25 protein-coding genes and 1 pseudogene are annotated in these 20,764 nt (G+C 35.8%); 16 read left to right on the forward strand and 10 right to left on the reverse strand.

Features of this window, described 5'->3' with window-relative positions:
• Positions 1-32: 32 nt before the first annotated feature.
• A complete protein-coding gene (locus tag KFD70_RS08715; RefSeq protein WP_003208786.1) occupies positions 33-212 on the reverse strand; it encodes a hypothetical protein in 180 nt (59 codons plus the stop codon).
• Between the two features lie 419 nt (positions 213-631).
• On the opposite strand from KFD70_RS08715, the gene KFD70_RS08720 reads away from it, so the two are divergent.
• Positions 632-1,141: a MogA/MoaB family molybdenum cofactor biosynthesis protein gene (locus tag KFD70_RS08720; RefSeq protein WP_336450503.1), complete on the forward strand. Its 510-nt coding sequence runs from the start codon at positions 632-634 to the stop codon at positions 1,139-1,141.
• Complete coding sequence (locus KFD70_RS08725; RefSeq protein WP_336450502.1) at positions 1,138-1,746, forward strand: molybdenum cofactor guanylyltransferase; 609 nt, start codon at positions 1,138-1,140, stop codon at positions 1,744-1,746. The genes KFD70_RS08720 and KFD70_RS08725 overlap by 4 nt, the downstream gene beginning before the upstream one ends.
• A 195-nt stretch (positions 1,747-1,941) precedes the next feature.
• Here the strand turns inward: KFD70_RS08725 and KFD70_RS08730 are convergent.
• From KFD70_RS08730 to KFD70_RS08740, 3 genes and pseudogenes are all read right to left on the reverse strand, one after another.
• Positions 1,942-3,087, reverse strand: a pseudogene (locus tag KFD70_RS08730) (glycosyltransferase family 4 protein).
• A gap of 12 nt (positions 3,088-3,099) precedes the next feature.
• Positions 3,100-3,633 carry a phosphatase PAP2 family protein gene (locus KFD70_RS08735; RefSeq protein ID WP_336450501.1) on the reverse strand — a complete coding sequence of 178 codons (534 nt, stop codon included), beginning with the start codon at positions 3,631-3,633 and terminating at the stop codon, positions 3,100-3,102.
• A 146-nt stretch (positions 3,634-3,779) separates the two neighbouring features.
• Positions 3,780-4,292 carry a gamma carbonic anhydrase gene (locus KFD70_RS08740; RefSeq protein WP_336450500.1) on the reverse strand — a complete coding sequence of 171 codons (513 nt, stop codon included), beginning with the start codon at positions 4,290-4,292 and terminating at the stop codon, positions 3,780-3,782.
• 74 nt (positions 4,293-4,366) lie between these two features.
• Here KFD70_RS08740 and KFD70_RS08745 point away from each other — a divergent pair, with 74 nt between their 5' ends.
• The 4 genes from KFD70_RS08745 to KFD70_RS08760 all read left to right on the forward strand — a co-directional run bounded on the left by KFD70_RS08745 (position 4,367) and on the right by KFD70_RS08760 (position 7,273).
• Positions 4,367-5,170 (forward strand): alpha/beta hydrolase, encoded by an 804-nt coding sequence (locus KFD70_RS08745; protein ID WP_336450499.1) that lies wholly within the window; start codon positions 4,367-4,369, stop codon positions 5,168-5,170.
• 36 nt (positions 5,171-5,206) lie between these two features.
• Entirely contained in the window at positions 5,207-6,268 is a 1,062-nt protein-coding gene (locus KFD70_RS08750) for a tetraprenyl-beta-curcumene synthase family protein (protein ID WP_336450498.1), read from the forward strand.
• 140 nt (positions 6,269-6,408) lie between these two features.
• Complete coding sequence (locus KFD70_RS08755) at positions 6,409-6,753, forward strand: PH domain-containing protein (RefSeq protein WP_336450497.1); 345 nt, start codon at positions 6,409-6,411, stop codon at positions 6,751-6,753.
• A gap of 211 nt (positions 6,754-6,964) precedes the next feature.
• Positions 6,965-7,273: a hypothetical protein gene (locus KFD70_RS08760; RefSeq protein WP_336450496.1), complete on the forward strand. Its 309-nt coding sequence runs from the start codon at positions 6,965-6,967 to the stop codon at positions 7,271-7,273.
• A gap of 52 nt (positions 7,274-7,325) precedes the next feature.
• On the opposite strand, the gene KFD70_RS08765 is transcribed toward KFD70_RS08760, so the two are convergent.
• The 6 genes from KFD70_RS08765 to mnmL all read right to left on the reverse strand — a co-directional run bounded on the left by KFD70_RS08765 (position 7,326) and on the right by mnmL (position 12,818).
• Positions 7,326-8,636, reverse strand: coding sequence for a PepSY-associated TM helix domain-containing protein (locus KFD70_RS08765; protein WP_336450495.1), 1,311 nt, complete (start codon positions 8,634-8,636; stop codon positions 7,326-7,328).
• Positions 8,637-8,810: 174 nt separating this feature from the next.
• Positions 8,811-9,491 carry an aspartate/glutamate racemase family protein gene (locus KFD70_RS08770; protein ID WP_336450494.1) on the reverse strand — a complete coding sequence of 227 codons (681 nt, stop codon included), beginning with the start codon at positions 9,489-9,491 and terminating at the stop codon, positions 8,811-8,813.
• A 52-nt stretch (positions 9,492-9,543) separates the two neighbouring features.
• Positions 9,544-10,236: an ABC transporter permease gene (locus KFD70_RS08775; protein ID WP_336450493.1), complete on the reverse strand. Its 693-nt coding sequence runs from the start codon at positions 10,234-10,236 to the stop codon at positions 9,544-9,546.
• Positions 10,205-11,098: an ABC transporter ATP-binding protein gene (locus KFD70_RS08780; RefSeq protein ID WP_336450492.1), complete on the reverse strand. Its 894-nt coding sequence runs from the start codon at positions 11,096-11,098 to the stop codon at positions 10,205-10,207. Before KFD70_RS08780 ends, KFD70_RS08775 begins: the two co-directional genes overlap by 32 nt.
• Positions 11,099-11,289: 191 nt before the next feature.
• Entirely contained in the window at positions 11,290-11,862 is a 573-nt protein-coding gene (mnmM, locus tag KFD70_RS08785; protein WP_336450491.1) for a tRNA 5-(aminomethyl)-2-thiouridylate-methyltransferase MnmM, read from the reverse strand.
• Positions 11,859-12,818, reverse strand: coding sequence for a tRNA modification radical SAM protein MnmL/YtqA (gene mnmL / locus KFD70_RS08790; protein WP_336450490.1), 960 nt, complete (start codon positions 12,816-12,818; stop codon positions 11,859-11,861). The genes mnmM and mnmL overlap by 4 nt, the downstream gene beginning before the upstream one ends.
• 111 nt (positions 12,819-12,929) lie before the next feature.
• On the opposite strand from mnmL, the gene KFD70_RS08795 reads away from it, so the two are divergent.
• From KFD70_RS08795 to KFD70_RS08840, 10 genes are all read left to right on the forward strand, one after another.
• On the forward strand, positions 12,930-13,193 hold the full coding sequence (locus KFD70_RS08795) for a YtzC family protein (protein WP_336450489.1): 264 nt from the start codon (positions 12,930-12,932) through the stop codon (positions 13,191-13,193).
• 16 nt (positions 13,194-13,209) lie between these two features.
• Complete coding sequence (locus KFD70_RS08800; RefSeq protein WP_241815049.1) at positions 13,210-13,359, forward strand: glycogen biosynthesis protein GlgD; 150 nt, start codon at positions 13,210-13,212, stop codon at positions 13,357-13,359.
• Positions 13,360-13,495: 136 nt separating this feature from the next.
• Positions 13,496-14,521, forward strand: a complete 1,026-nt coding sequence (locus KFD70_RS08805; RefSeq protein ID WP_336450488.1) for a DUF418 domain-containing protein — start codon at positions 13,496-13,498, stop codon at positions 14,519-14,521.
• A 107-nt stretch (positions 14,522-14,628) separates the two neighbouring features.
• The gene (locus KFD70_RS08810; RefSeq protein WP_336450487.1) at positions 14,629-15,438 is read left to right on the forward strand and encodes an AraC family transcriptional regulator; all 810 of its coding nucleotides are present in this window, start codon (positions 14,629-14,631) and stop codon (positions 15,436-15,438) included.
• 44 nt (positions 15,439-15,482) lie between these two features.
• A complete protein-coding gene (locus tag KFD70_RS08815; RefSeq protein ID WP_336450486.1) occupies positions 15,483-15,845 on the forward strand; it encodes a VOC family protein in 363 nt (120 codons plus the stop codon).
• A gap of 139 nt (positions 15,846-15,984) precedes the next feature.
• Complete coding sequence (locus tag KFD70_RS08820) at positions 15,985-16,746, forward strand: ABC transporter ATP-binding protein (protein ID WP_336450485.1); 762 nt, start codon at positions 15,985-15,987, stop codon at positions 16,744-16,746.
• Between the two features lie 16 nt (positions 16,747-16,762).
• Positions 16,763-18,628: an FtsX-like permease family protein gene (locus KFD70_RS08825; RefSeq protein WP_336450484.1), complete on the forward strand. Its 1,866-nt coding sequence runs from the start codon at positions 16,763-16,765 to the stop codon at positions 18,626-18,628.
• Positions 18,629-19,126: 498 nt separating this feature from the next.
• Positions 19,127-19,693: a tyrosine-type recombinase/integrase gene (locus tag KFD70_RS08830; protein ID WP_336450483.1), complete on the forward strand. Its 567-nt coding sequence runs from the start codon at positions 19,127-19,129 to the stop codon at positions 19,691-19,693.
• Positions 19,694-19,734: 41 nt separating this feature from the next.
• Positions 19,735-20,232, forward strand: coding sequence for a cation:proton antiporter regulatory subunit (locus tag KFD70_RS08835; protein ID WP_336450482.1), 498 nt, complete (start codon positions 19,735-19,737; stop codon positions 20,230-20,232).
• A gap of 3 nt (positions 20,233-20,235) precedes the next feature.
• The coding region (locus KFD70_RS08840) for a cation:proton antiporter (protein WP_431613131.1) at positions 20,236-20,764 on the forward strand (529 nt) is incomplete at its 3' end.

Raw genomic sequence — 20,764 nt, forward strand, 5'->3', positions numbered from 1 at the left:
TAGTTTATCCCGCATTAACGGAACAAATGCTATCATCCTTTCTTCTGACGCGCTTTTCCAGCACAAAATGCACTGCATAGCAAAAAGAGCGTTGCGAATCCCCAGCCACCGATTGCTGAATAAGGAACAGCATCCTTTAATGCCATCCCAGCACTGATGGAAGCGACAAATAGAAGGATAAATACCGTTGTAAGTTTTTGATAAAGTTCCATGAATAAGCCTCCTAATTATGAAAATTTGTTTAGTTTGCATCAGATTGTTCCGCGCGATTCAAAATCCAATTCAATAGGAAAGGGCGAGAAGAATTGCTGTACTTGTTAAGTATGTGTGGTCAGAACCGTCGGACATTTGGATAGAGAGTTTTTACAATATTGATATCTCATCCATAGGAAATAATTTGATAGTGGCTTAGATGAATTAAAAATGGGACTTGGTGCAAGTTGTTTTATATTGTTAAATACAATTTGGATTGTGGAAAAATACCTTTTTATGGTTATATATACTTATATTGTATCATGATGTTTTGTTCATTTGATACATAATTGTAGACATGTGATGTATTTCATACTTCATAAAGTTTCGATACGATATGATAAAATGATGAGTAGTTCATAAGAAGGAGCGAATAAAAATGAGTGTAATAGAACATAAAAAGCAAGCGCCCAAAAAAGTGCGCTGTAAAATTGTTACGGTCTCTGATACACGTACAGAAGAGACTGATAAGAGCGGCAAGTTATTAAAAGAATTATTAGTAGAAGCAGGACACATGGTAACGGCTTATGAAATTGTAAAAGATGATAAAGAAGATATTAAACAGGCTGTATTATCTGGCTATCACCAAGAAGATGTTGACGTTATCTTAACAAACGGCGGAACAGGCATTACGAAGCGTGATGTGACAATTGAAGCCGTTTCAGCATTATTAGATAAGGAAATCGTTGGATTTGGTGAACTGTTTCGGATGATTAGTTATTTAGAAGATATCGGAAGCGCTGCAATGCTAAGTAGAGCAATTGGTGGAACAATCGGAAGAAAAGTTGTCTTTTCGATGCCTGGTTCTAGCGGGGCTGTTCGCCTTGCAATGAATAAATTGATTTTGCCAGAGCTTGGACATATTACATTTGAGCTGCATCGACAATGAAAAGGCTCGCTGGAATTGTATTAGCAGGTGGTATGTCAAGACGCTTTGGTGAGCCGAAAGCCTTAGCAAGCTGGCAAGGACATACTTTTATCGAACACATTGTTCAGGTCATGCAGACTGCCGTGCAAGATGTAGTTGTGATTAGTCATCCTGATATAAAAGAAAGAATTGTTACTTTAGTAGACGTTCCTGTTATAGAAGATACTCCTTCCTATAAAGGAGATGGTCCGCTTGCGGGGATTGTATCGGGGATGGAGCATATAAATGCAGATTGGTATATCGTTTCTCCTTGTGATACGCCAAACCTTTCAAGTGAGTGGATTACAGCATTAACAGGGCAAATAAATGATGAATATGAAGCGATTATTCCGGTTATTGATGGAAGAAAGCAGCCATTATTAGCGGCATATCATAATCGTGTAAAAGAAAAAATATACGCATTGTTACATGAAGAAAAACGAAGTGTGGGACAGCTTTTATCGCAGTGTCATGTAAAGTATGTGATGGAAGAAGAATGGAATGTGGCGAAGGAATTGTTTATGAATGTAAATACACAAGAGGAATATGTCCGGTTACTGAATGAGAAAAAGAAGAAAAAGGTATGACGTTATAGCGTCATACCTTTTTCATTTATCCCGCATTAACGGACAGTAACACTCCCACCTCAAAATTCAGCGAAAAAAAGAAGTTAGGTGGAAGATGAACTGTCCGTAAAAGCCTGATTCGTTCAACTAATAATCAGTGGGGATGAAGAAAAAAACTACTGATTAAAGTTTCACTTTATGAGTTGAACTTTTCTATTACGCAAGTAGTTCGGCATTGTTTTGCTGAAGCACCTCTTCATATTGCATGTATAAGCCGTGGAAAATATCATCCCAGTTTTGTGTAGCGGCGTAGGATCTAGCGGTTATGCTCATTTGTTTACGCATTGCTTTGTTAGTTAACAGCTGATAAATGGATGATAAAAATGAGTTCGCATTTTTTGGCTCGCAAAGAAAACCTGTTTTTCCATCTGTAATAATATTTTTTACCCCGCCAGAATTTGCACCAATTACTGGTGTACCGCATGCGAGTGATTCAAGTACGACATTGCCAAATGTTTAGGTGGCTGATGGAAATACCATCAGATCAGAGCATGCATAAGCTTCTGCTAAGTTTTCTCCTTGTAAATATCCTGTAAAGGTCACGTTAGTTGTTGGCACGGTTTCACGTAATTCTTTGGCAAGGGGGCCATCTCCAGCAATAAGCCAATGAATATTATCTGTTCGTTCTTTAAGTGTTGTTTGAATCAATATACGAAGCGTCTCGATATCTTTTTCAGGGGCGATGCGTCCGGCATATGAAAGAATGTATGGAGCAGTAATATTATATTTTTTTCGGAATACGTCTTTATTGTAAGCAGGATGGAAGAGAGAACAATCTACTCCTCGTCCCCATATATATAAATTTTGAAATTCTTTTTTAGCTAATTGCTGCAATGTTTCGAGAGAAGGGACAAAGTTCTTTTGCATATGGCTATGAAACCATTTTAAATAATTCCATAACATATTGGAGAAAAATTCAATTTTATAATACTTCAAGTAGGCATTAAAGTCAGTGTGATAAGAACCGACAAGAGGGATATTTAATTTTTTTGCGTAATACATGCCGCATAGTCCCATGTTAAAAGGAGTAGCGACATGAATGATATCGGGTCTAAAGCTAAGAAGCTCTCGCTTAATACGTGGATTTGGAAATGCAAATCGGCATTCTGGATATAGTATTTTCAGCGGGATACTTCTCATTTTATTCACATTGGCTAAGAAGTCATCTTCTGCTGTATGCTGCGGTGCAAATACGGAATAGGAAATATTTTGTTTTTGAAAATAACAGGTCAAACGATCTAATGTTTTTGCCACGCCGTTTACTTGGGGTGTAAATGTATCAGTAAATATGGCGACTCTCATCCAATCGCTCCTTTACATGAAAAGTGGAATGAATTGATAAAAAGAGATGATGCCAGAACATGTGCCAAAGCACATACCTACAAGTACATCTGATGGATAGTGAAGCCCAAGATAGATACGAGAAATTCCTACAATCATTGCTAATGGGAGTAAAAAGGCTGCCAAGTTTGTATCATGACAAATAAATGGAACAACAATTGAAAAAATAGCTGTTGTATGACCAGATGGAAAGGAATGATCTTGTAATGGATGCAATGGGTATTTTGCATCTTGAATTGTTAAATAAGGCCGTTTACGTGGGTACCACCTTTTTAAAATTTGCACAGGAATATGACTTATTGCTAATGAAAGAGCTGCTGCAATTGCGGCAGTGTGCAGAAGCCCTTTTGAAAAGATAAGGAAGCATAACGTGAGTGAGATAGAAAAGATTGCCCCACCGATATGTGTAATCGTGCGGAAAAAGATATTTAATGTTTTTTGATCAAAGTAACGATTAATTCCTTTGAAAATGTAACATTCTATTTTATATAAGGAGCTGACCTTCATGAAACCTCTCTCCTCTCATTTACATATATATTCAGATGATATCTTCTATTTTAATAAAATTTTATTGAGGGAATAATAAGATTTTGTAAAGAAAAGGTTAGCGTTTTAACAAAAAAAGCTGCCATTTTAGTGGCAGCAAGTAAATGCTATTTTTGCAGTGATTTATAGTACTGTCCTTTTTCAACATATTGTCTACGAATGCGTTCCATATCTTTTCGATCTTCATCTGCTAATTCGCGAATAATTTTTGCAGGGCGACCGAAAGCGAGCGTATTAGGAGGAATTTTCTTTCCTTGTGAAACTAAACTACCAGCGCCAATAAATGCACCTTCGCCGATTTCAGCACCGTCTAAAATGATAGAGCCCATCCCGATTAAAGCATCTTTTTTAATCGTACAGCTATGTAAAATCACTTGATGTCCAACTGTCACATCGTCTTCTAAAATAAGGGGGTACTGCGGGCTTTGATGAAGTGTACATTGATCTTGCACATTTACTCTGTTTCCAATGATTGTTGGTGAGACATCACCACGAATAACTGTATGAAACCAAATGCTTGATTCTTCACCAATTGTGACATCGCCTGTAATCGTAACGTAGTCAGCGATAAAAGCACTACTCGCAATTTTCGGATTTTTATCTTTATAAGGATATATCATGTAAAGCCTTCCTTTCCTAGAAACTAGTTTTAGTGTATCAAATTACAGAAAAGAGTGAAATGGAGGAGTTTCGTATGTGGAATTATGAAGCGGAAACAGCTAAAGCGGTAATCGTGATTGTGCACGGTGCGATGGAATATCATGGACGTTATGAAGCGCTAGCCGAAATGTGGAATCATTTCGGGTATCATGTTGTTATGGGAGATCTTCCGGCTCATGGAACAACTTCAAGAAATAGAGGACATATTGATTCATTTGATGAATACATAGAAGAAGTGAAATTATGGGTGAAAGAAGCAAGGAAATATCGGCTTCCTATTTTTTTATTTGGACACAGTATGGGCGGACTTATTGTGATTCGAATGATGGAAGAAACGAAGAGAGAAGATATAGATGGAATTGTATTAAGCTCGCCGTGCTTAGGGGTTCTAGCGGTACCTGCCGCACCGCTTCGAGCTGCCTCAAAAGTGTTAAATATTCTCACGCCGAAACTTCAATTTCCCACCAACCTTACAGTAGAAATGTCAACGAGGAATAAAGAAATTCGTGATGCAATGGAAAATGATTCGTTGTTCTTGCGCAAGGTGTCAGTTCGTTGGTATAGTGAATTGATAAAATCTATTGAGACTGCGCATGACAAAATTGATGAGTTTCCAGATGTTCCGCTCTTGCTAATGCAGGCGTGTGAGGATAAACTTGTAGATAAAACACGTGTCCGTAAATGGTTTGATAACTTAAAGATTAGTGATAAGGCGTATAAGGAATGGTCAAATTGTTACCATGAGCTATTAAATGAGTATGAGCGAGATGAAATTTTTAGCTATATCAAAGCATTTACTGAAATACATGTAAATAACATAATAGAAACAAATAAATAATGATTTGTACATTTTATAGAGGAGATGAAGGAAGAAGTGAACGTACCGAGTAATCCCATAACGCTCATGGCGAAAGTATACCGTGATGTGTTTCCGGTTGTACACCATGAGCTAGCGATGTGGAAAGAGCGTGCCTACCATATTCCGAATGATGAGCTTCATAATCAGGCAATTGCAAGTATTGAACATAAAACGTTTCATTGTGAAGGCGGTGGTATTTTAGCGCTGCTTGCAAATGAGCACCGTGAGGATTGTATTCGTTTTATTGTGGCATATCAGACGATTAGTGATTACTTAGATAATTTATGTGATCGTAGTACATCGCTTGATCCGAATGATTTTGCCGCACTGCATGAATCAATGATAACAGCACTAACACCTGAAAGTGAAGGAACGAATTACTATCGTTACCGTGATGATCAAGATGATGGTGGTTATTTAGATGAGCTTGTTGCAACATGCCAAGATGTGCTAAGAAAAACAAAGCACTATGACAAAATTGCTCCAATCCTTCACGAACTTGCTTGTTACTATTGTGATTTGCAAATTCATAAGCATGTGAAATTAGAAGAGCGAGAACCACGCTTGCAAACATGGTTTGAAGCTCATAAAGAAAATGTACCAGCGATGAGCTGGTTTGAATTTTCTGCATGTGCAGGATCCACACTTGGAATCTTTTGTCTTGTTGCGTATGCGTTTCATGATGAATTACTTGATGAAGATATTGCAAAGATTAAGCAAGGTTATTTTCCATATGTACAAGGACTTCATATTTTACTTGATTATTTTATTGATCAAGAAGAAGATCGTCTTGGCGGAGACTTAAACTTCTGTAGTTATTATGAAAATGAACAAGTCATATTAGAGCGAATGAAGCATTTTGTAGAAGAAGCAGAAAGAAATATCGGTGACTTACCGCATGCGAAGTTTCATCGTCTTATTAGCCGTGGTCTCCTTGGAATTTATTTATCGGACCAAAAGGTATCAGAGCAAAAGAATATGCAGCAAATGGCACGGCGTATTGTGAAATACGGTGGGTTCACTTCACGATTCTTCTATTGGAACGGGAAGATGTATAGAAAGAAAATGGCGCAGTGATAGAAGGATGAAAAGACGTGTATATGAAGCACGTCTTTTTGATTTGTTTTTTGACGAGAATCCTTGCTATACTTTGTTTTGACTTTATATTCCAATTTTAGGATAATTAAAGTATAGTCATTTCAAAAGGCGGTGGAAGCATGGAAAATGTATTGAATCAAGCCAAAGAAAAATTATATGAGGATGAAAATATCATATCGTACCTGCAATGTTCTTTAGAAACTTTCATATATCGAAGTGTCATGCGATCAGGTGTAATCATTTTGACGAATAGAAGGCTCTTTTTCTGTGGGCCTGATATTGCTGGAAATACATTATTTGAAGAATTTTCATTTGATCAAATATCCGCTATAAAAGTGAAAGAAGGTTTGTTTGGGATGAAAATTTCCATTCAGCATGGGACGGATTGGATCAAGATAAAACATATTCAACATACAGACCCTAGTGTATTCGTAAAAAAAATCGAAGAAATGGTGGTAATTTAAAAAATGTCCCCAAAGTAATGATTGAGTTACATTGTTAGTATGTCTTTCTGTTTCATTCCTACTTGGCGTATATACGATGATAAATAGAGCTGGCGGTCCAACTACAATGGATTATATAACACAGGTTGTTATCGGGGTTATTATTATTGTAGATGTTCTGTTTTTGATGAGTGATAAAAAGAAGAAAGTAAGTTAAAGTGGAGGGGGAAGTATGGGGAGTATATTCTCAATTTTATCGATAATGGCATTTGTATATGTGACATTAAAATATAGAAAGGAAATAACAGGAACGTATAAAAAATTGACTATTATGCAATTTTTCGGTGTTCTTATTTCATATGTCATAGCAATTTTCATTGCTTTTCTTTCCATATATTATGGTGGAAACTGGCTTGTGAGTCATATTCCAGTTGGGATTTTGAAAACTGTTGTTTCATTCGTTATTATATTTGCTGTTATATTTTCATGCTTAAAAGTATTAAATCCAGTGTTAAAGAAAATATCGAATGGCGTATTATAGCTTTCAGCTCATGTAGAAAAAGCATTTGTACAAAGTGTACAAATGCTTTTTCTTATGCTTTTGGTTCTTTGATTTTAGAGAATAGATATAGTAAAAATTCAACAATAAAAATAATAAGAACAGATAAACCAAATAAAGGCATGGCAATACCTAAGAGAATCATAATAAGTATGAAGGCCAATATGCTTTTCTTATCTTTTTGTTTTGGTGGCGCGCCGAGCTTACCTTTTGTTTTTCTTGCTAGCCACATTTTAACACCAAAATAAATGAGAAATAACAAGGATAAGGCTGTAAGTAAGCATAGTATTTTATTTGGCCATCCGAATAAATGTCCTTCATGAAGCGGGATACCATAGGAAAACCATTGTGCAAATAATCCATAGTCACGATAGTCAATTTTTGAAATGAGCTCCCCGCTATATTGATCAAAATATGCAGTAATCTCTTCATTTGGTGATACATGCATTCCTGTAATACCTGATCCGCTAGATTTTGAAACGGTGAATACTCCTTTTGGGTCATCTGGTAATGCAATTACATAAGGTTTCTCGATTTGAACCTTTTTTTCTAGGGCATCAATTGAAAGAGCCTTCTGCTCGTTTGAATTTGATTGCGGTGGTGTTTCCTGTCTAGTTGCCCACGGTAGCTCTTTAAATTTAGACTCTGGTGGCGCCGTATATAATTTTGGATACCCAAGTGATTCACTTGAAGTTGTGATATTATAAATTTGTTTCCCCATGAAAGCAGACCAAGGTAATCCTGTCAGTACTAAGAGAACGAGTGGAATTGTAAATACGATACCGATTATGCTGTGTAGTCGTTTTGAACGCTCTCTAGCATTTGCTATCGGAGTATTTTTGAAACGTTTTATACTCATGTACAAACCTGTAACAATTAGAAAAATGGTCCAGCAAGCAGCAAGTTCTACTAAGTAGTTTACAATAGTTCCACCAACTAGAAGAGAACTGTGTAATTCCCGCATTATACTGGCAAACGTTTCATTTGCGTTTTGATCTCCAACAATTTGATTATTGTTATCTAAATAAACATATTTTTGATCACCTGTATGTTCATTTTTCATTGTAAGTCTAGTATTATGTTCGTCTTTAAAATGACTAATTTTTGTAACGGTATAGTGAGGATACTTCTTTTTTGTTAGCGAAACAGATTCAGACATAGACAGAGATTCGGTCTGCTCACTATTTCCAAAATATAAATCTTTATAAATGAAATTTTCAACTTCCTCTCGAAACAGATATCCAATGCCGCTGAGTGATAAAGTAATGAGAAGTGGTGTAATAAATAAACCGGCGTAAAAATGCCACCTCCAGAAAATGTAGTGAAGCGAACGATTTAGTTTCATACTTTAATGCCCCTAACCTTCCATATATGAATAAAATATGTATTTAATATAACGAGACTAGGTGTGATTACTTTGAAAAAAATGTGAAAAAAATAAAAAATCTTCGGGAAATAGGAAAAGACGTACAGCATATGTACGTCTTTTTGTTCTTGATGTATAGAATATGTATATAATTTACAATTGATTTGCTAAATATTTATGAACAACCGCCTTAGCAAGACAAACCGATGAATCCACAAAGTAAAGGTTATTTGTGCCTGCATTTGATACAACATTTAAATCAGTACAAGCTATAATAACGCCATCTACTGCTTCAGCTAATTCTATGCAAAGTGTATGCCATAATTCACTTGCCTCATGCAGGTCCCCTACTTTTATTTTCGAGATAATTTGAGTGATAGCTGTTTGCCAGCTATTTTTATGTATATAGTCTATACCACGTTTTGTAATTCCGGCTTGATATATACCAGATTGAACAGTCGCATCAGTTGCTAAGAGTGCCACTTTATTCACGTGATTTGGTATTTCTTTCAGTGTCTCATCTACCATATTTAGAAGGGGAAGGGAAACTGAATTCTGTAATTCATCAAAATACAGGTGAGCTGTATTACATGGCATGGCAATAAAATCGACACCCGTACTTTCAAGTTTTTGTGCACCAGTTATAATTGTTTGTTCCATCGCCTTATGATCAATCGGTCTATCGATATAAAAAGGTGTTGGACAAGAATAAATCATCATATGAGGGAAGTCCATATCATGTTTTGCACCGTATATTTTTTGGCATTGCTCAACGACTGTATCAACGAATGGACCTGTTGATTTCGGCCCCATTCCTGCTAGTATTCCGATCATTATTGTAATCCTCCTGATTGCATAATCTAAATTTAGAAATTCTTGTTTCCGTCTACATGTTCCTTCTTTTTCGTACAAGATAGAGAAAGAAACTCATTAAAACAAATGAATAGAAAAGAGCCCATGAAGTAAGCCATAGTGCATGGATAGCCAAGTTGTATTCATAAGAACCAAGCATCATAAAATCATTGATAAGCGGGAAAAACCATAATAATTCCGGCATGTCTTTTTTGAGACGAATGGATGCAATTGTAATCAGTAATACAAATGAAAGGCTAAGCCAAGCTGTACTTGCTTTTTTTATGATGTTTCGCGTAAATAGTATTGCAATGGAGATCCCAAGTATAGATAAAGAAAAGTGGGAAAGGAATCCCGTGATAAATAATGAGAGTGTCATTTTTTCGTTAAACATTTGAAAGGCAATAGGATATATAACCGAAATTAGAGATAAAACTACGCAAATAAGAAGAACTGTTACATATTTACCAAGGTATAAAGTCTGTATGTCTTTTGTATGAGAAAGAGTAATTTGTTCTTGAACAGAATCTTCCGTATGAAACAGTGTAATCGTAATCCAAGCTGACAGTAAGTAGAGCGTAAGAGCAGTTTCTAAATACGTTGCAACAATTGGATTTGGTTTATAAGTATAAACAAAAAGTAAACTTACGATGTACATTGCGATTGGTGGAACATATTTATATGACTTTGTATAATCAAGAAAATTGTAACGAATGAGTGCGAGCATAGAAATCCTCCTCTCGCTTTAACAATTTAGGTTGTAATAATGTAACGGATGCATTGGTATGTAATAAATAGTGAAGTATATCGTTTGTACAAGTCTTTTCAATTTGTAATTGAATGAAGCTCTGTTTTGCGTCATATGTAACATGTACATAACCGGATTGTTTCTGTAATTCTGAGATGGAAAATGTGTGTGGTACGGTCGCTTCTATGTAAATATGTTCTTTTTGGGTTATATCAGCTGCCAAAAGCTTGTCCTCTGCAATGGTATAATCAGCGATTGTTACAATTCGGTCGGCAAAGCTTTCTAAGAGTTGTTTTTCATGGCAAGTGAAGAGAATTGTGAGACCTTGTCGTTTCAATGTAAGTAATATATGTTCAACTTCTTTCTGAGATTTTGGATCAAGCCCAGAAAGTGGTTCATCTAAAATCAATATATCAACATGACTAAGGAGTGCTTGCATAATATTCGTTTTTTGTTTCATTCCTTTTGAAAAGTTTTTTATAACGGAATGATTGGCATGCTGTAAATGAAAAGTTTCTAATAGCGAAGGAATTTTCGTTTGTAGATATTTTTTCGATAGACCATGAATACGACCGAGATGATATAAATAATCTTCTAGCGTAAAACGAATATCTTTTGGAAAATGTTCTGGTACATATCCGATTTTCAAATTTGACGCTTTGTGGATTGTGCCTACCGTAGGATGAATAAATCCCGCGATGATTTTTAGTAAAGTGCTTTTTCCGGTACCGTTGCCGCCGATAATGGCAACTGCTTGTCCTTTTGGAACTGATAAATGGATGTTTTCTAGTATAAGCTGTTTGTCGTATTTCTTTTGTATCCCTTTTAGTTCTAGCAGCAAAATGGTACACTCCTTCTCTAGAATGTTTATATATCCATTATATGGTATATATTGAGGTGTAACAATAAAAACAGACGTGCAACATATGCACGTCTGTTTTATTGCGTTTTTTGTCGAGCAGTCGATATATTTCAATTTGCGCCGATATAATTGAAGTTACGTTCGATATATCAAAAAAATCGCCGATATATTTAACGCTTCTCAATCGCCACGATAAATGGCGGGTTGTTTTGCTGATTGATGAATCCGTAACGAAGTACGTGAGCTTGTTTTTGATCGAGTTCTTCAGCAAATTTCAGTACCGCATCGCGCTCTACTTGTCCTTCTGGATGTCCATGATAAATGACAAGAACGATGATTCCTTCTGGTGCCATTACTTCTAATAATTGTTCAATAGCAGCTATCGTTGAGTTTGGTTTTGTAACGATATGTTTGTCGCCGCCAGGAAGGTAACCTAAGTTAAAAATGGCTCCTGTTATTTTACCGTTCGCATCTTCTGGTAGTACAGATAATAACGTATCATGGCTATCGTGAATTAAAACAGTGCGTTTTTCTAATCCTTTTTCTTTTAAGCGAGTAGTTGAACTTTCGATCGCTTCACGCTGAATATCAAATCCAAATACTTTCCCATTTTCTCCAACAATCTCCGCTAAAAAGCAAGTGTCATGACCATTTCCGAGCGTTGCATCTACGGCGTAATCTCCGTCTTTAACAGCTGTTTGCAAAAGCGTGCGTGCAAACGGCAAGACACGTTCTAATTTCATAATGTTTTCACCTCGTTTGCATATTTCCCTTGCCAACTTCCGCGGCGCATGAATTCCGCATCGATGGAATTTAATACTTCCCATTTATTTAAGCTCCACATTGGACCAATCATTAAGTCAGGCGGACCGTCACCTGTGATGCGGTGCACAATCATATTTGCTGGAATAATTTCAAGTTGGTCAACAACGAGACTTACATAATCTTTAAGAGAGAGAAATTCTAACTGTCCTTTTTCATATTGCTTCACCATTGGCGTTCCTTTTAATAGATGAAGCAAATGAATTTTGATGCCTTGTACATCAAGTTTTGCGACTTCACGGGCAGTTTCCATCATCATGTCGTAGTCTTCAAGTGGGAGTCCGTTAATAATATGAGAGCATACTCTAATGCCATGTTTACGAAGTTTATTTACACCTTCCACGTATGTTGGATAATCATGAGCACGGTTAATAAGATTTGCTGTGCGTTCATGAACCGTTTGTAGTCCAAGTTCTACCCAAAGATACGTGCGTTTATTTAAATCAGCTAAATATTCAACAACATCGTCAGGTAAGCAGTCTGGCCGAGTTGCGATGGAAAGACCAACTACATCTTTTTCAGCTAAAAGTGGTTCGAATTTTTCTTTTAATACTTCTAATGGAGCGTGTGTATTTGTGTACGCTTGGAAATAAGCGATACACTTGCCATCTTTCCATTTCGAGTGCATTTTTTCTTTCATTTCATGATACTGCGTTACAACATCATCGCGGCGATCACCAGCAAAGTCACCAGAACCAGCAGCACTGCAAAACGTACAACCGCCGTATGCAACAGTGCCATCACGGTTTGGGCAATCAAATCCAGCATCTAATGAAACTTTAAAGATTTTTTCACCGAACTCTTTTCGTAAGTGATAATTCCACGTATGGTAACGTTTATTGTCATTTGTATATGGAAAAGGGTTTTGAACCTTCATTACATATCCCTCCTAGTGCCTAAAATGAAACAAAATCCATTATAACATACTCATAAGGTCGATATGGAAGGGACACACTAAAGGGGAATTAAAGGTAAGGAGGCTAACATAATGGCAGAGCGTCAATCACTTGAAGAATATATTACGCAAGCAGAGCAAGCGATCGAATATGCAAAAAAGCAATTAGATATCGGAAGTAGACAAGAGCATTACAACACAATGGAGTATTCCGATGCTCAGTTACAATTAGAACAAGCGTATAACGATTTACAAGTTATGCAAGAACATGCGAATGATGAACAGCGTGAGCAGTTAAACCGTGCGCGTATGGCAGTTCGTCAACTGCAGCATCAAATGATTATTACGCCGCACTAATAAGGAGGGAATGAAAATGGCAAAGCGTTCAGATCAAAACAATCCAGAGCAAAAAACGCAAAATGGACATAACGCCGAGTTTTCAAATGAGCTCGATCCAGTCGTACAAGCAAAACAGCGTAACCGTAAAAAGGGACAACCACAAAGATCGAAACAATCAGAGTAAGCCAGGTCGCAATATGACCTGGTTTTATTTTGTCATCTTACAAAAGTGTAAGATTTCTGTAAGGTTAGGCGATAGGTGGAGTCTTACTTTTCCAGTAGAGTAAAGGAGGATTAAAATTAGCATAAGGAGTTGTAGCATGGGAAAAAATATTACAAACAAACGAATTGACGAATTAGACTACATTCGTGGCTTTGCATTACTGGGGATTATTTTAGTAAATATTCTTGCACTACTTAATATTAAAACACCAGATCCGGGTACGATTGATGCAAGCTATCAAAGATTTTTATACTTATTTGTAGAGGGACGTTTCTTCTCTATCTTCTCATTCTTATTTGGAGTCGGGTTCTATATCTTTATTACAAGAGCCATTGCGAAAGGGAAAAATGGATATGTTCTGTTTTTACGTAGGTTAGTGGCATTATTTGTTTTTGGTGTAATTCATCAAATGTTTCAGCCAGGGGAAGCTTTAGCAATTTATGCGGTTTGTGGATTAATTACTTTACCGTTTTATAAAGTAAACAAACGAATCAATTTAGTGATCGGTCTTATTTTAACAATTGTTATTGGTATTTTTGGCGGTAAGACGCTGTTACCAATTCCGCTTATTTTATTGGGACTTGCAGCTGGACAATATCGAGTATTTGAAAATATTCGAGAGAAAACAACACAAGTTGCTGTGTTTACAGCCATTATGTTTATTCTAAGTGCAATTGGTTTATGGTATCAGTATCAACAAGTACCTGCTTTGCCGTTTGATAATGTTATTTTAGGTGGCGTGGATGATCCAAACATGGAACAAGCAAATATGTTTATGACTATTGGTGTAATGGTTGGACCAATTGTTTCGGCATTCTATGTTGGATTATTAATTTTATTATTACAAACAAAATTAGTTCAAACATTATTAGTACCACTAAAATACTACGGACGTATGGCACTAACAAATTATGTTGGACAAACTGCAATGATTTTAATCGCGGGTAGTATGTTTAACTTCACAGGAAATTTAACATATGTACAGACTTTATATGTATGTATCGTAATTTATGCAATTCAAATTGTTTTCAGTATTATCTGGATGAAATTCTTTAAGATGGGTCCATTTGAATGGATTTGGCGTGTGGTTACGTATTGGACGGTTACGCCGTTAAAGAAATAAGAAGAAAACTGCTTCAGAAAGGAAGCAGTTTTTTGTTATATTATGAAGTAGCCTTAGAAGGAATGAAAGCCATACTATGGGTATATACACCGATTAAGGAGTAGAACATGAAGTATCAAGAAATCAAACCAACAGGCATATTGGCTCATTATGTAAAGTGTTTTTGGACATTAGAGCGGACGTATCATCAAGATGAGAAAGAAATTGTATGGCCAGATGGAAATGTAGAGTTACTTTTTCATTACGGTTCAAGATACTACAATAAAAATCGCCAAATGCCACATAGTTTCGTAATAGGTCCGTTAACAAAATATATGGATCTTATTTCAGATGGACATGTTAGCTTAATGGGAGTTCGTTTTCAACCATGGGGATTTGCATCTTTCTTTAGAGAAACAATGAAGGAACTTACGAATCAAATGGTTCCACTGGAAACTCTTATCGGATACGAAGCGAAATTACTGGAAGAAATGATATATGGTGCAAACAAAGAAGAGGCGCTTTCTATATTAGAAAAGTTTTTAGTTAAGAGATTAACGGGGATTCAAAATGAAATCATGATTCCAATGGTCAGTAAGTTAAAGAGTAAAAAGGGAAACATACATATAAAGAGTATGGCAGAGGAATTTTATATATCTGAAAGGCAGATGGAAAGGTTCTTTCGACAACATATAGGCGTGTCACCCAAGAAATTAAGCACAATTTTGCGGTTTGATGCAGCGAGAACTTGTATGATTTTTGCGCCCCATATGAGTATGCAAGAAATTATGTATAAATTCGGTTACTACGATTATTCTCATTTTACAAAGGATTTCCGAAACTATTTAGGAATGTCACCGAAAGAGTATCATACTTGGATAAAGCAAATAAAACGAGACGGTAAAGATGTCGCTTTTTTACAAGAAAGTGAGGAGTAAATATATTATACTAAAGCCCTAGAACAGATTTGGAGGAATAAATAATGATTGCACATATCGGTACAGTAGCAGTTTATGTAGATGATCAACAAAAAGCACTTGAATTTTGGACAGAGAAAGCTGGATTTGAAGTATATCGTAACGATCCGATGGGACCAAATGCGAGCTGGATTGAAGTAGGACCAAAAGGGACACGTTCTCACTTAGTCATTTACCCCAAAACAATGATGCCAAATGCAAATGAGTTAAAGGCATCTATCGTATTTGTAACAGAAAATATTACAGAAACGTATGAAACAATGAAGAATAACGGTGTAGAATTTACGCAAGAGCCAAACGAAATGCCTTGGGGTACATTCTCTATCTTTAAAGATAATGAAGGAAATGAGTTTGTTTTAAAAGGGTAATGCGATGAAAAGCTGAGCTGATATAAGCTCAGCTTTTTTATATTACAAAAATGTAAGGTAAATGTAATGTTAACCAATAGCAGATATCCTAGAAAAGGCGCAAAATAGGAAACGGAAAAACAAACGTAGGAGGATAACGATGAACAAACCAGTTGTAGACGTAAAGAACGTCCAAAAAGTGTACGGTAAAAAAGGTGAGAGCCAATCACATGCCTTAAAAGGTGTATCATTCTCCATTCAAGAGGGTGAATTTGTTGGAATCATGGGGCCATCTGGTTCTGGTAAAACAACATTACTAAATGTTATTTCAACATTGGATAAAGCAACGGGCGGCGTTGTTGAAATCGCCGGTACGGATATTACAAAGATGAAGCAAGGTGAGCTTTCAGATTTCCGCTCTCAAAAATTAGGATTCATCTTCCAAGACTTTAACTTACTCGAAAATCTATCAATTTATGAAAATATTGCGTTGCCACTTTCCCTTCAAGGTGTTCCTTCAAGAAAGATTGGTCCAAAAGTAGAAAAGGTAGCAGAAATGCTAGGGATTTCAGCAATTCTTCAAAAGTACCCATCTGAAGTATCTGGTGGACAAAAACAACGTTCAGCAGCGGCGCGTGCGCTTGTACATGAGCCAGCGATTATTTTAGGAGACGAGCCAACAGGAGCGCTTGATTCTAAAAATGCAACAAGCCTTTTAGATGCGATGACAAACTTAAATGAAGAACAAGGCGTATCGATTATGATGGTAACGCACGATCCATATAGTGCAAGTTACTGTGAGCGTATTTTATTCATTCAAGATGGTGAGCTATATAAAGAGATTCACCGCGGTGGTACGCGTGAAGCGTTCTATAAAGAAATTTTAGATGTGCTTGCAGACTTAGGTACACAAAAAGCGTAAGAAAGGAGGTTCAGGCATGTTATTTAAGCTTTCTATGTCAGGACTAAAAAGTAAGCTGAAAGACTATATCGTCTTACTTGTTGGTCTTGTTATGTCTATTTCAATTTTTTATATGTTTCAAACGTTAGCGCTGAATAAAGCGTTTCTTGAAGCGAATGCTGTTATTAAGTCAATTGGATTTGTATTCCAAGCTGGTTCATTCTTACTAGCAATTATTACATTCTTCTACATTTTATATGCGAACTCTTTCTTATTGTCACTTCGTCAAAAAGAGTTCGGTATGTATATGATGTTAGGAGCAAAGAAACATAAAGTTACACTACTTATGTTTATCGAAACAATTGTATTAGGGGTGGCATCTCTTGTAGTCGGGATTGCAGTTGGTGTAGGGCTTGCACAAGGAATTGGTAAATTACTAATGCAGCAACTTGATTTTGCAGCTCCTGGATACCATGCGTTTTATGTTCCATCTACAATTGTTACTTGTATTTTCTTCCTTGCACTATTTGTACTATCAGCAATTATGAATAGTATTAAGTTATCACGTATTACAGTTCTGCAACTTGTACATGCAGATTCAAAAACAGACCGTGTTTCTGTGAAAGGTGCCAAGACCGTTTTCTTTGCTGTCATTGGTATTATTTTATTAGCAATCGGTTACGTTTCTATGATTTATATGGATAAGTTAAGAGAAATGGGAATCGTGATTGCATTAATTACAGTAACATCAGGAACTTACATGTTATTTGGAACGTTCCTACCACTTTTCATTAAGAAGTTAAAAAGTAATAAAAAGCGTACTGAAAAAGGACTTAATGCCTTTACATTTGCACAGCTAAACTTCCGTATTAATAGTTTAACAAAAGTACTAGCAACAGTAGCGATGTTAATTGCACTTGGTGCTGGAGCGATTTCTGGCGGTATGGCATTCAAAAATAATGTAATGAAGACTGTTGATCTTTTAGAAGTATATGATTCAGTGGTTCATAATCCAACAGCTGAAGAAAAGAAGATTTTAGATGATATTCCATTTAAAGAGAAAAGTGAATACCGCTATAAAGTAGACGATAAATTTATTTACTATTTAAAAGAAGATTTAGAGAAAAATCGTCCTTTAGTAAGAGATATACCTGATAAGAAAAATGCTAATGGACTAAAAGATGTTGCGAAGTTTAAAAAGGTTTCTGAAGAGCTTCCAGTAGGAGCTGTTTCAGATAGAAATGAAAAAGATCCTAATGCAAAAGAAATGCCAGAAGAATGGAGCGAAGCGTTCCATACAATTGAACATTTCTATGTACATCCTGATCGTACGATTAAAATTGTAGATAAAAAGATGTATGACAGTGTGCAAGGGAAAGAAGGTATTGTATTCCTTGGAAAAACAGATGATTTTGTAGCATATACAAAAGAATGGAAAAAACTTGACGATTTGCAACTAGATAAATATAAAAATGTAAAAGAAGAAAGCTTACAAAGTAAAAATGTAATGTATACTGGATTTTATAGCATTGCTAGCGGAACAGTATTCATGGGCTTCTTCCTCGGAATTGCTTTCTTAGCGATGATGGCAAGTTGTTTAATGTTTAAAATTCTATCTGGTGCATCAAGTGATATTACGCGTTACCAAATGCTTCGTAAAATCGGTGTGCGTCGTGAATTATTAACGAAATCAATTTATAAAGAGTTATTCTTAGTGTTCTTATTCCCAGCGATTGTCGGGATTGTACACGTATTAGTTGGTATGAACATCTTTGGATTTATTTTAATTGATCCGTACTTCCGTATTTGGCTGCCAATTGTGATTTTCGTAGTCATTTATGCGATTTACTACTTCATTACAGTTCAATTGTATAAAGGAATTGTTCTTCCAAAAGAGGACTAAGAATTAGAAAATACCGAGCAGAGGGTGCTCGGTATTTTTTGTTTCCAATGGAAAATGAATTTGTTTTCAGAAAAGTAATAAAAAAACCTTGTTATGTTACTTAATTATAGTATATTATATAATTAAGTAACATAAAGTTAAGGTGTAAGAAGGTGAAAAATGAAAAATTAGAGAGATGAAAGGAGGAATTCTACTTGCATGAAGAAGATGAATCTTGACTTGAAATAATAGGTTTAATGCTAAGATCAAAAGATGTTTTACTATTTTCATCCTTATCCCCCATTATTTTTATAATAGTAAATTGCCAAATTATAAATATCCGGAATGTTTTGGGGTATTAAAGTATATTGCTCCAGTTGTTTAGCTTTGGAAATTTCAATAACAGATTAAATGAAGGAATTATAAATGGATAATGCATGGAAATCTTCTAGCATGATAAGGTAAAATGAACAAGATAATTAGAAAATTTACCGATCATAAGATGAGGAGAATACATGTATGGAATGTGTAGAGGCGTTAACAGATATAAATCAAATTCAGGCTATGAAAAAACATTTAAAAGAGCATTCAGAGCGAGATTACCTTTTATTTGTTATTGGAATTAATACTGGATTAAAGATTACAGAGCTACTAAACATGAAATTTGAAGATGTAATAAATGAAGATGGAACTGTTAAAGATTTTTACTCTCTTCCTGTGAAAGATGAAAAATTTAAACAAGATATTTATTTAAATACAAAAGTAAAAGAAGCGCTTTTGGATTACGTACAATCTTCTGTTATAGAAAGAGAGAACTACGTATTTCAATCTAATAAAACAAAAAATCCGATTACGCGCCAACAAGCTTACCGTGTTATTCATCGTGCGGCAGAAGCAATTGGAATTCCTGGTAAGATCGGAACGAACTCAATGCGAAAAACATTTGGATTTCATGCGTATAAAAGAGGAATAGCGATTGCGCTTCTTCAAAAACATTTTCATCACGCAACTCCATCAGAAACATTAAAGTATTTAGGGATCTCGAAAGATGAAAAGTTCAAAACAGAAATTGATGTAGATTTGTAAATGGGAAGAGCCTTAACTAAAAAATTTTAGGAGGCATGAATATGAATATTAGAGAAAGCGAACTTCCAGGTATCGGATGTAAATTTGAAGTCATAACAAAAGGTAATGAAAAAATGGTTATCGTTATTCACGATGATGGGCGAAGAGAAATGTATCATTTTGATACTGATCATGAAGAAAGTATTTCAAGCATTTCTCTTCGTGACTCTGAAGCAAGGCAAATTGCAGCCATTTTAGGCGGAATGGTATACAGGCCGCAAGCTTTAGATACGATTGAAATGGCGTTTGAAGGATTATCGATTGAGTGGTTTAAAGTGGAGAATCATGCGCCAGCGGTTCAGCAAACAATCGGTAGTTTAGCTATTAGAAAAACGTATAACGTAACTGTCATTGCTATTTTGAAGAAGAATATGAAGAAATTTTTTAATCCAGGCCCAGATTCTATTATTGATGCTGGTGATATGTTGGTATTATCAGGGGAAAGGCACGAAATTAAAAGAATTATTAAGGAAGTGCTTTCAGCAGGAGGTGATTCGTAGTCGATGGATACTTTAATTTTTGAAGTTGGAACTGCGTTAGTATTAGTGGCATTTGCGGCCATCCTTGCTACAAGACTAAAGTTTTCGATTATTCCGTTTCTCATTATCCTCGGTATGTTAGTGGGACCACATGCCCCGGATTTAGGAATGATAGACTTAAGGTTCATTGAAAGTGGAGAAGTAATTGCTTTCCTAGGCCGTATTGGTGTCATATTCCTCCTGTTTTATTTAGGGTTAGAATTCTCAATGAAAAAGTTAATTAAATCAGGAAAATCAATCGCCATTGGAGGCACGATTCACATATCACTTAATTTCACATTAGGTTTATTTTATGGATATGTAATGGATTTTCCTCTGTTAGAAACATTAATTATTGCCGGGATTATTACAATCTCATCAAGTGCAATTGTAGCGAAAGTAATTGTTGATTTAAGAAGAACAGGTAATAAAGAAACAGAGCTAATATTAGGGATCATTATGTTTGATGATATCTTTTTAGCAGTATATTTATCTGTCGTTTCAGGCTTAGTAC

The sequence above is a fragment of the Bacillus pfraonensis genome (assembly GCF_050768835.1).
Lineage (GTDB): Bacteria > Bacillota > Bacilli > Bacillales > Bacillaceae_G > Bacillus_A > Bacillus_A pfraonensis.

Coding starts and splice junctions, on each gene's coding strand:
- KFD70_RS08760 (WP_336450496.1), top strand. CDS start 6,965: ATGGGGAGTATATTCTCAATTTTATCGATAATGGCATTTGTATATGTG.
- KFD70_RS08740 (WP_336450500.1), bottom strand. CDS start 4,292: ATGATATATCCTTATAAAGATAAAAATCCGAAAATTGCGAGTAGTGCT.
- KFD70_RS08745 (WP_336450499.1), top strand. CDS start 4,367: ATGTGGAATTATGAAGCGGAAACAGCTAAAGCGGTAATCGTGATTGTG.
- KFD70_RS08765 (WP_336450495.1), bottom strand. CDS start 8,636: ATGAAACTAAATCGTTCGCTTCACTACATTTTCTGGAGGTGGCATTTT.
- KFD70_RS08835 (WP_336450482.1), top strand. CDS start 19,735: ATGAATATTAGAGAAAGCGAACTTCCAGGTATCGGATGTAAATTTGAA.
- KFD70_RS08725 (WP_336450502.1), top strand. CDS start 1,138: ATGAAAAGGCTCGCTGGAATTGTATTAGCAGGTGGTATGTCAAGACGC.
- KFD70_RS08830 (WP_336450483.1), top strand. CDS start 19,127: ATGGAATGTGTAGAGGCGTTAACAGATATAAATCAAATTCAGGCTATG.
- KFD70_RS08735 (WP_336450501.1), bottom strand. CDS start 3,633: ATGAAGGTCAGCTCCTTATATAAAATAGAATGTTACATTTTCAAAGGA.
- KFD70_RS08820 (WP_336450485.1), top strand. CDS start 15,985: ATGAACAAACCAGTTGTAGACGTAAAGAACGTCCAAAAAGTGTACGGT.
- KFD70_RS08825 (WP_336450484.1), top strand. CDS start 16,763: ATGTTATTTAAGCTTTCTATGTCAGGACTAAAAAGTAAGCTGAAAGAC.
- KFD70_RS08720 (WP_336450503.1), top strand. CDS start 632: ATGAGTGTAATAGAACATAAAAAGCAAGCGCCCAAAAAAGTGCGCTGT.
- KFD70_RS08810 (WP_336450487.1), top strand. CDS start 14,629: ATGAAGTATCAAGAAATCAAACCAACAGGCATATTGGCTCATTATGTA.
- KFD70_RS08715 (WP_003208786.1), bottom strand. CDS start 212: ATGGAACTTTATCAAAAACTTACAACGGTATTTATCCTTCTATTTGTC.
- KFD70_RS08805 (WP_336450488.1), top strand. CDS start 13,496: ATGGGAAAAAATATTACAAACAAACGAATTGACGAATTAGACTACATT.
- KFD70_RS08755 (WP_336450497.1), top strand. CDS start 6,409: ATGGAAAATGTATTGAATCAAGCCAAAGAAAAATTATATGAGGATGAA.
- KFD70_RS08775 (WP_336450493.1), bottom strand. CDS start 10,236: ATGCTCGCACTCATTCGTTACAATTTTCTTGATTATACAAAGTCATAT.
- mnmL (WP_336450490.1), bottom strand. CDS start 12,818: ATGAAGGTTCAAAACCCTTTTCCATATACAAATGACAATAAACGTTAC.
- mnmM (WP_336450491.1), bottom strand. CDS start 11,862: ATGAAATTAGAACGTGTCTTGCCGTTTGCACGCACGCTTTTGCAAACA.
- KFD70_RS08770 (WP_336450494.1), bottom strand. CDS start 9,491: ATGATCGGAATACTAGCAGGAATGGGGCCGAAATCAACAGGTCCATTC.
- KFD70_RS08800 (WP_241815049.1), top strand. CDS start 13,210: ATGGCAAAGCGTTCAGATCAAAACAATCCAGAGCAAAAAACGCAAAAT.
- KFD70_RS08815 (WP_336450486.1), top strand. CDS start 15,483: ATGATTGCACATATCGGTACAGTAGCAGTTTATGTAGATGATCAACAA.
- KFD70_RS08795 (WP_336450489.1), top strand. CDS start 12,930: ATGGCAGAGCGTCAATCACTTGAAGAATATATTACGCAAGCAGAGCAA.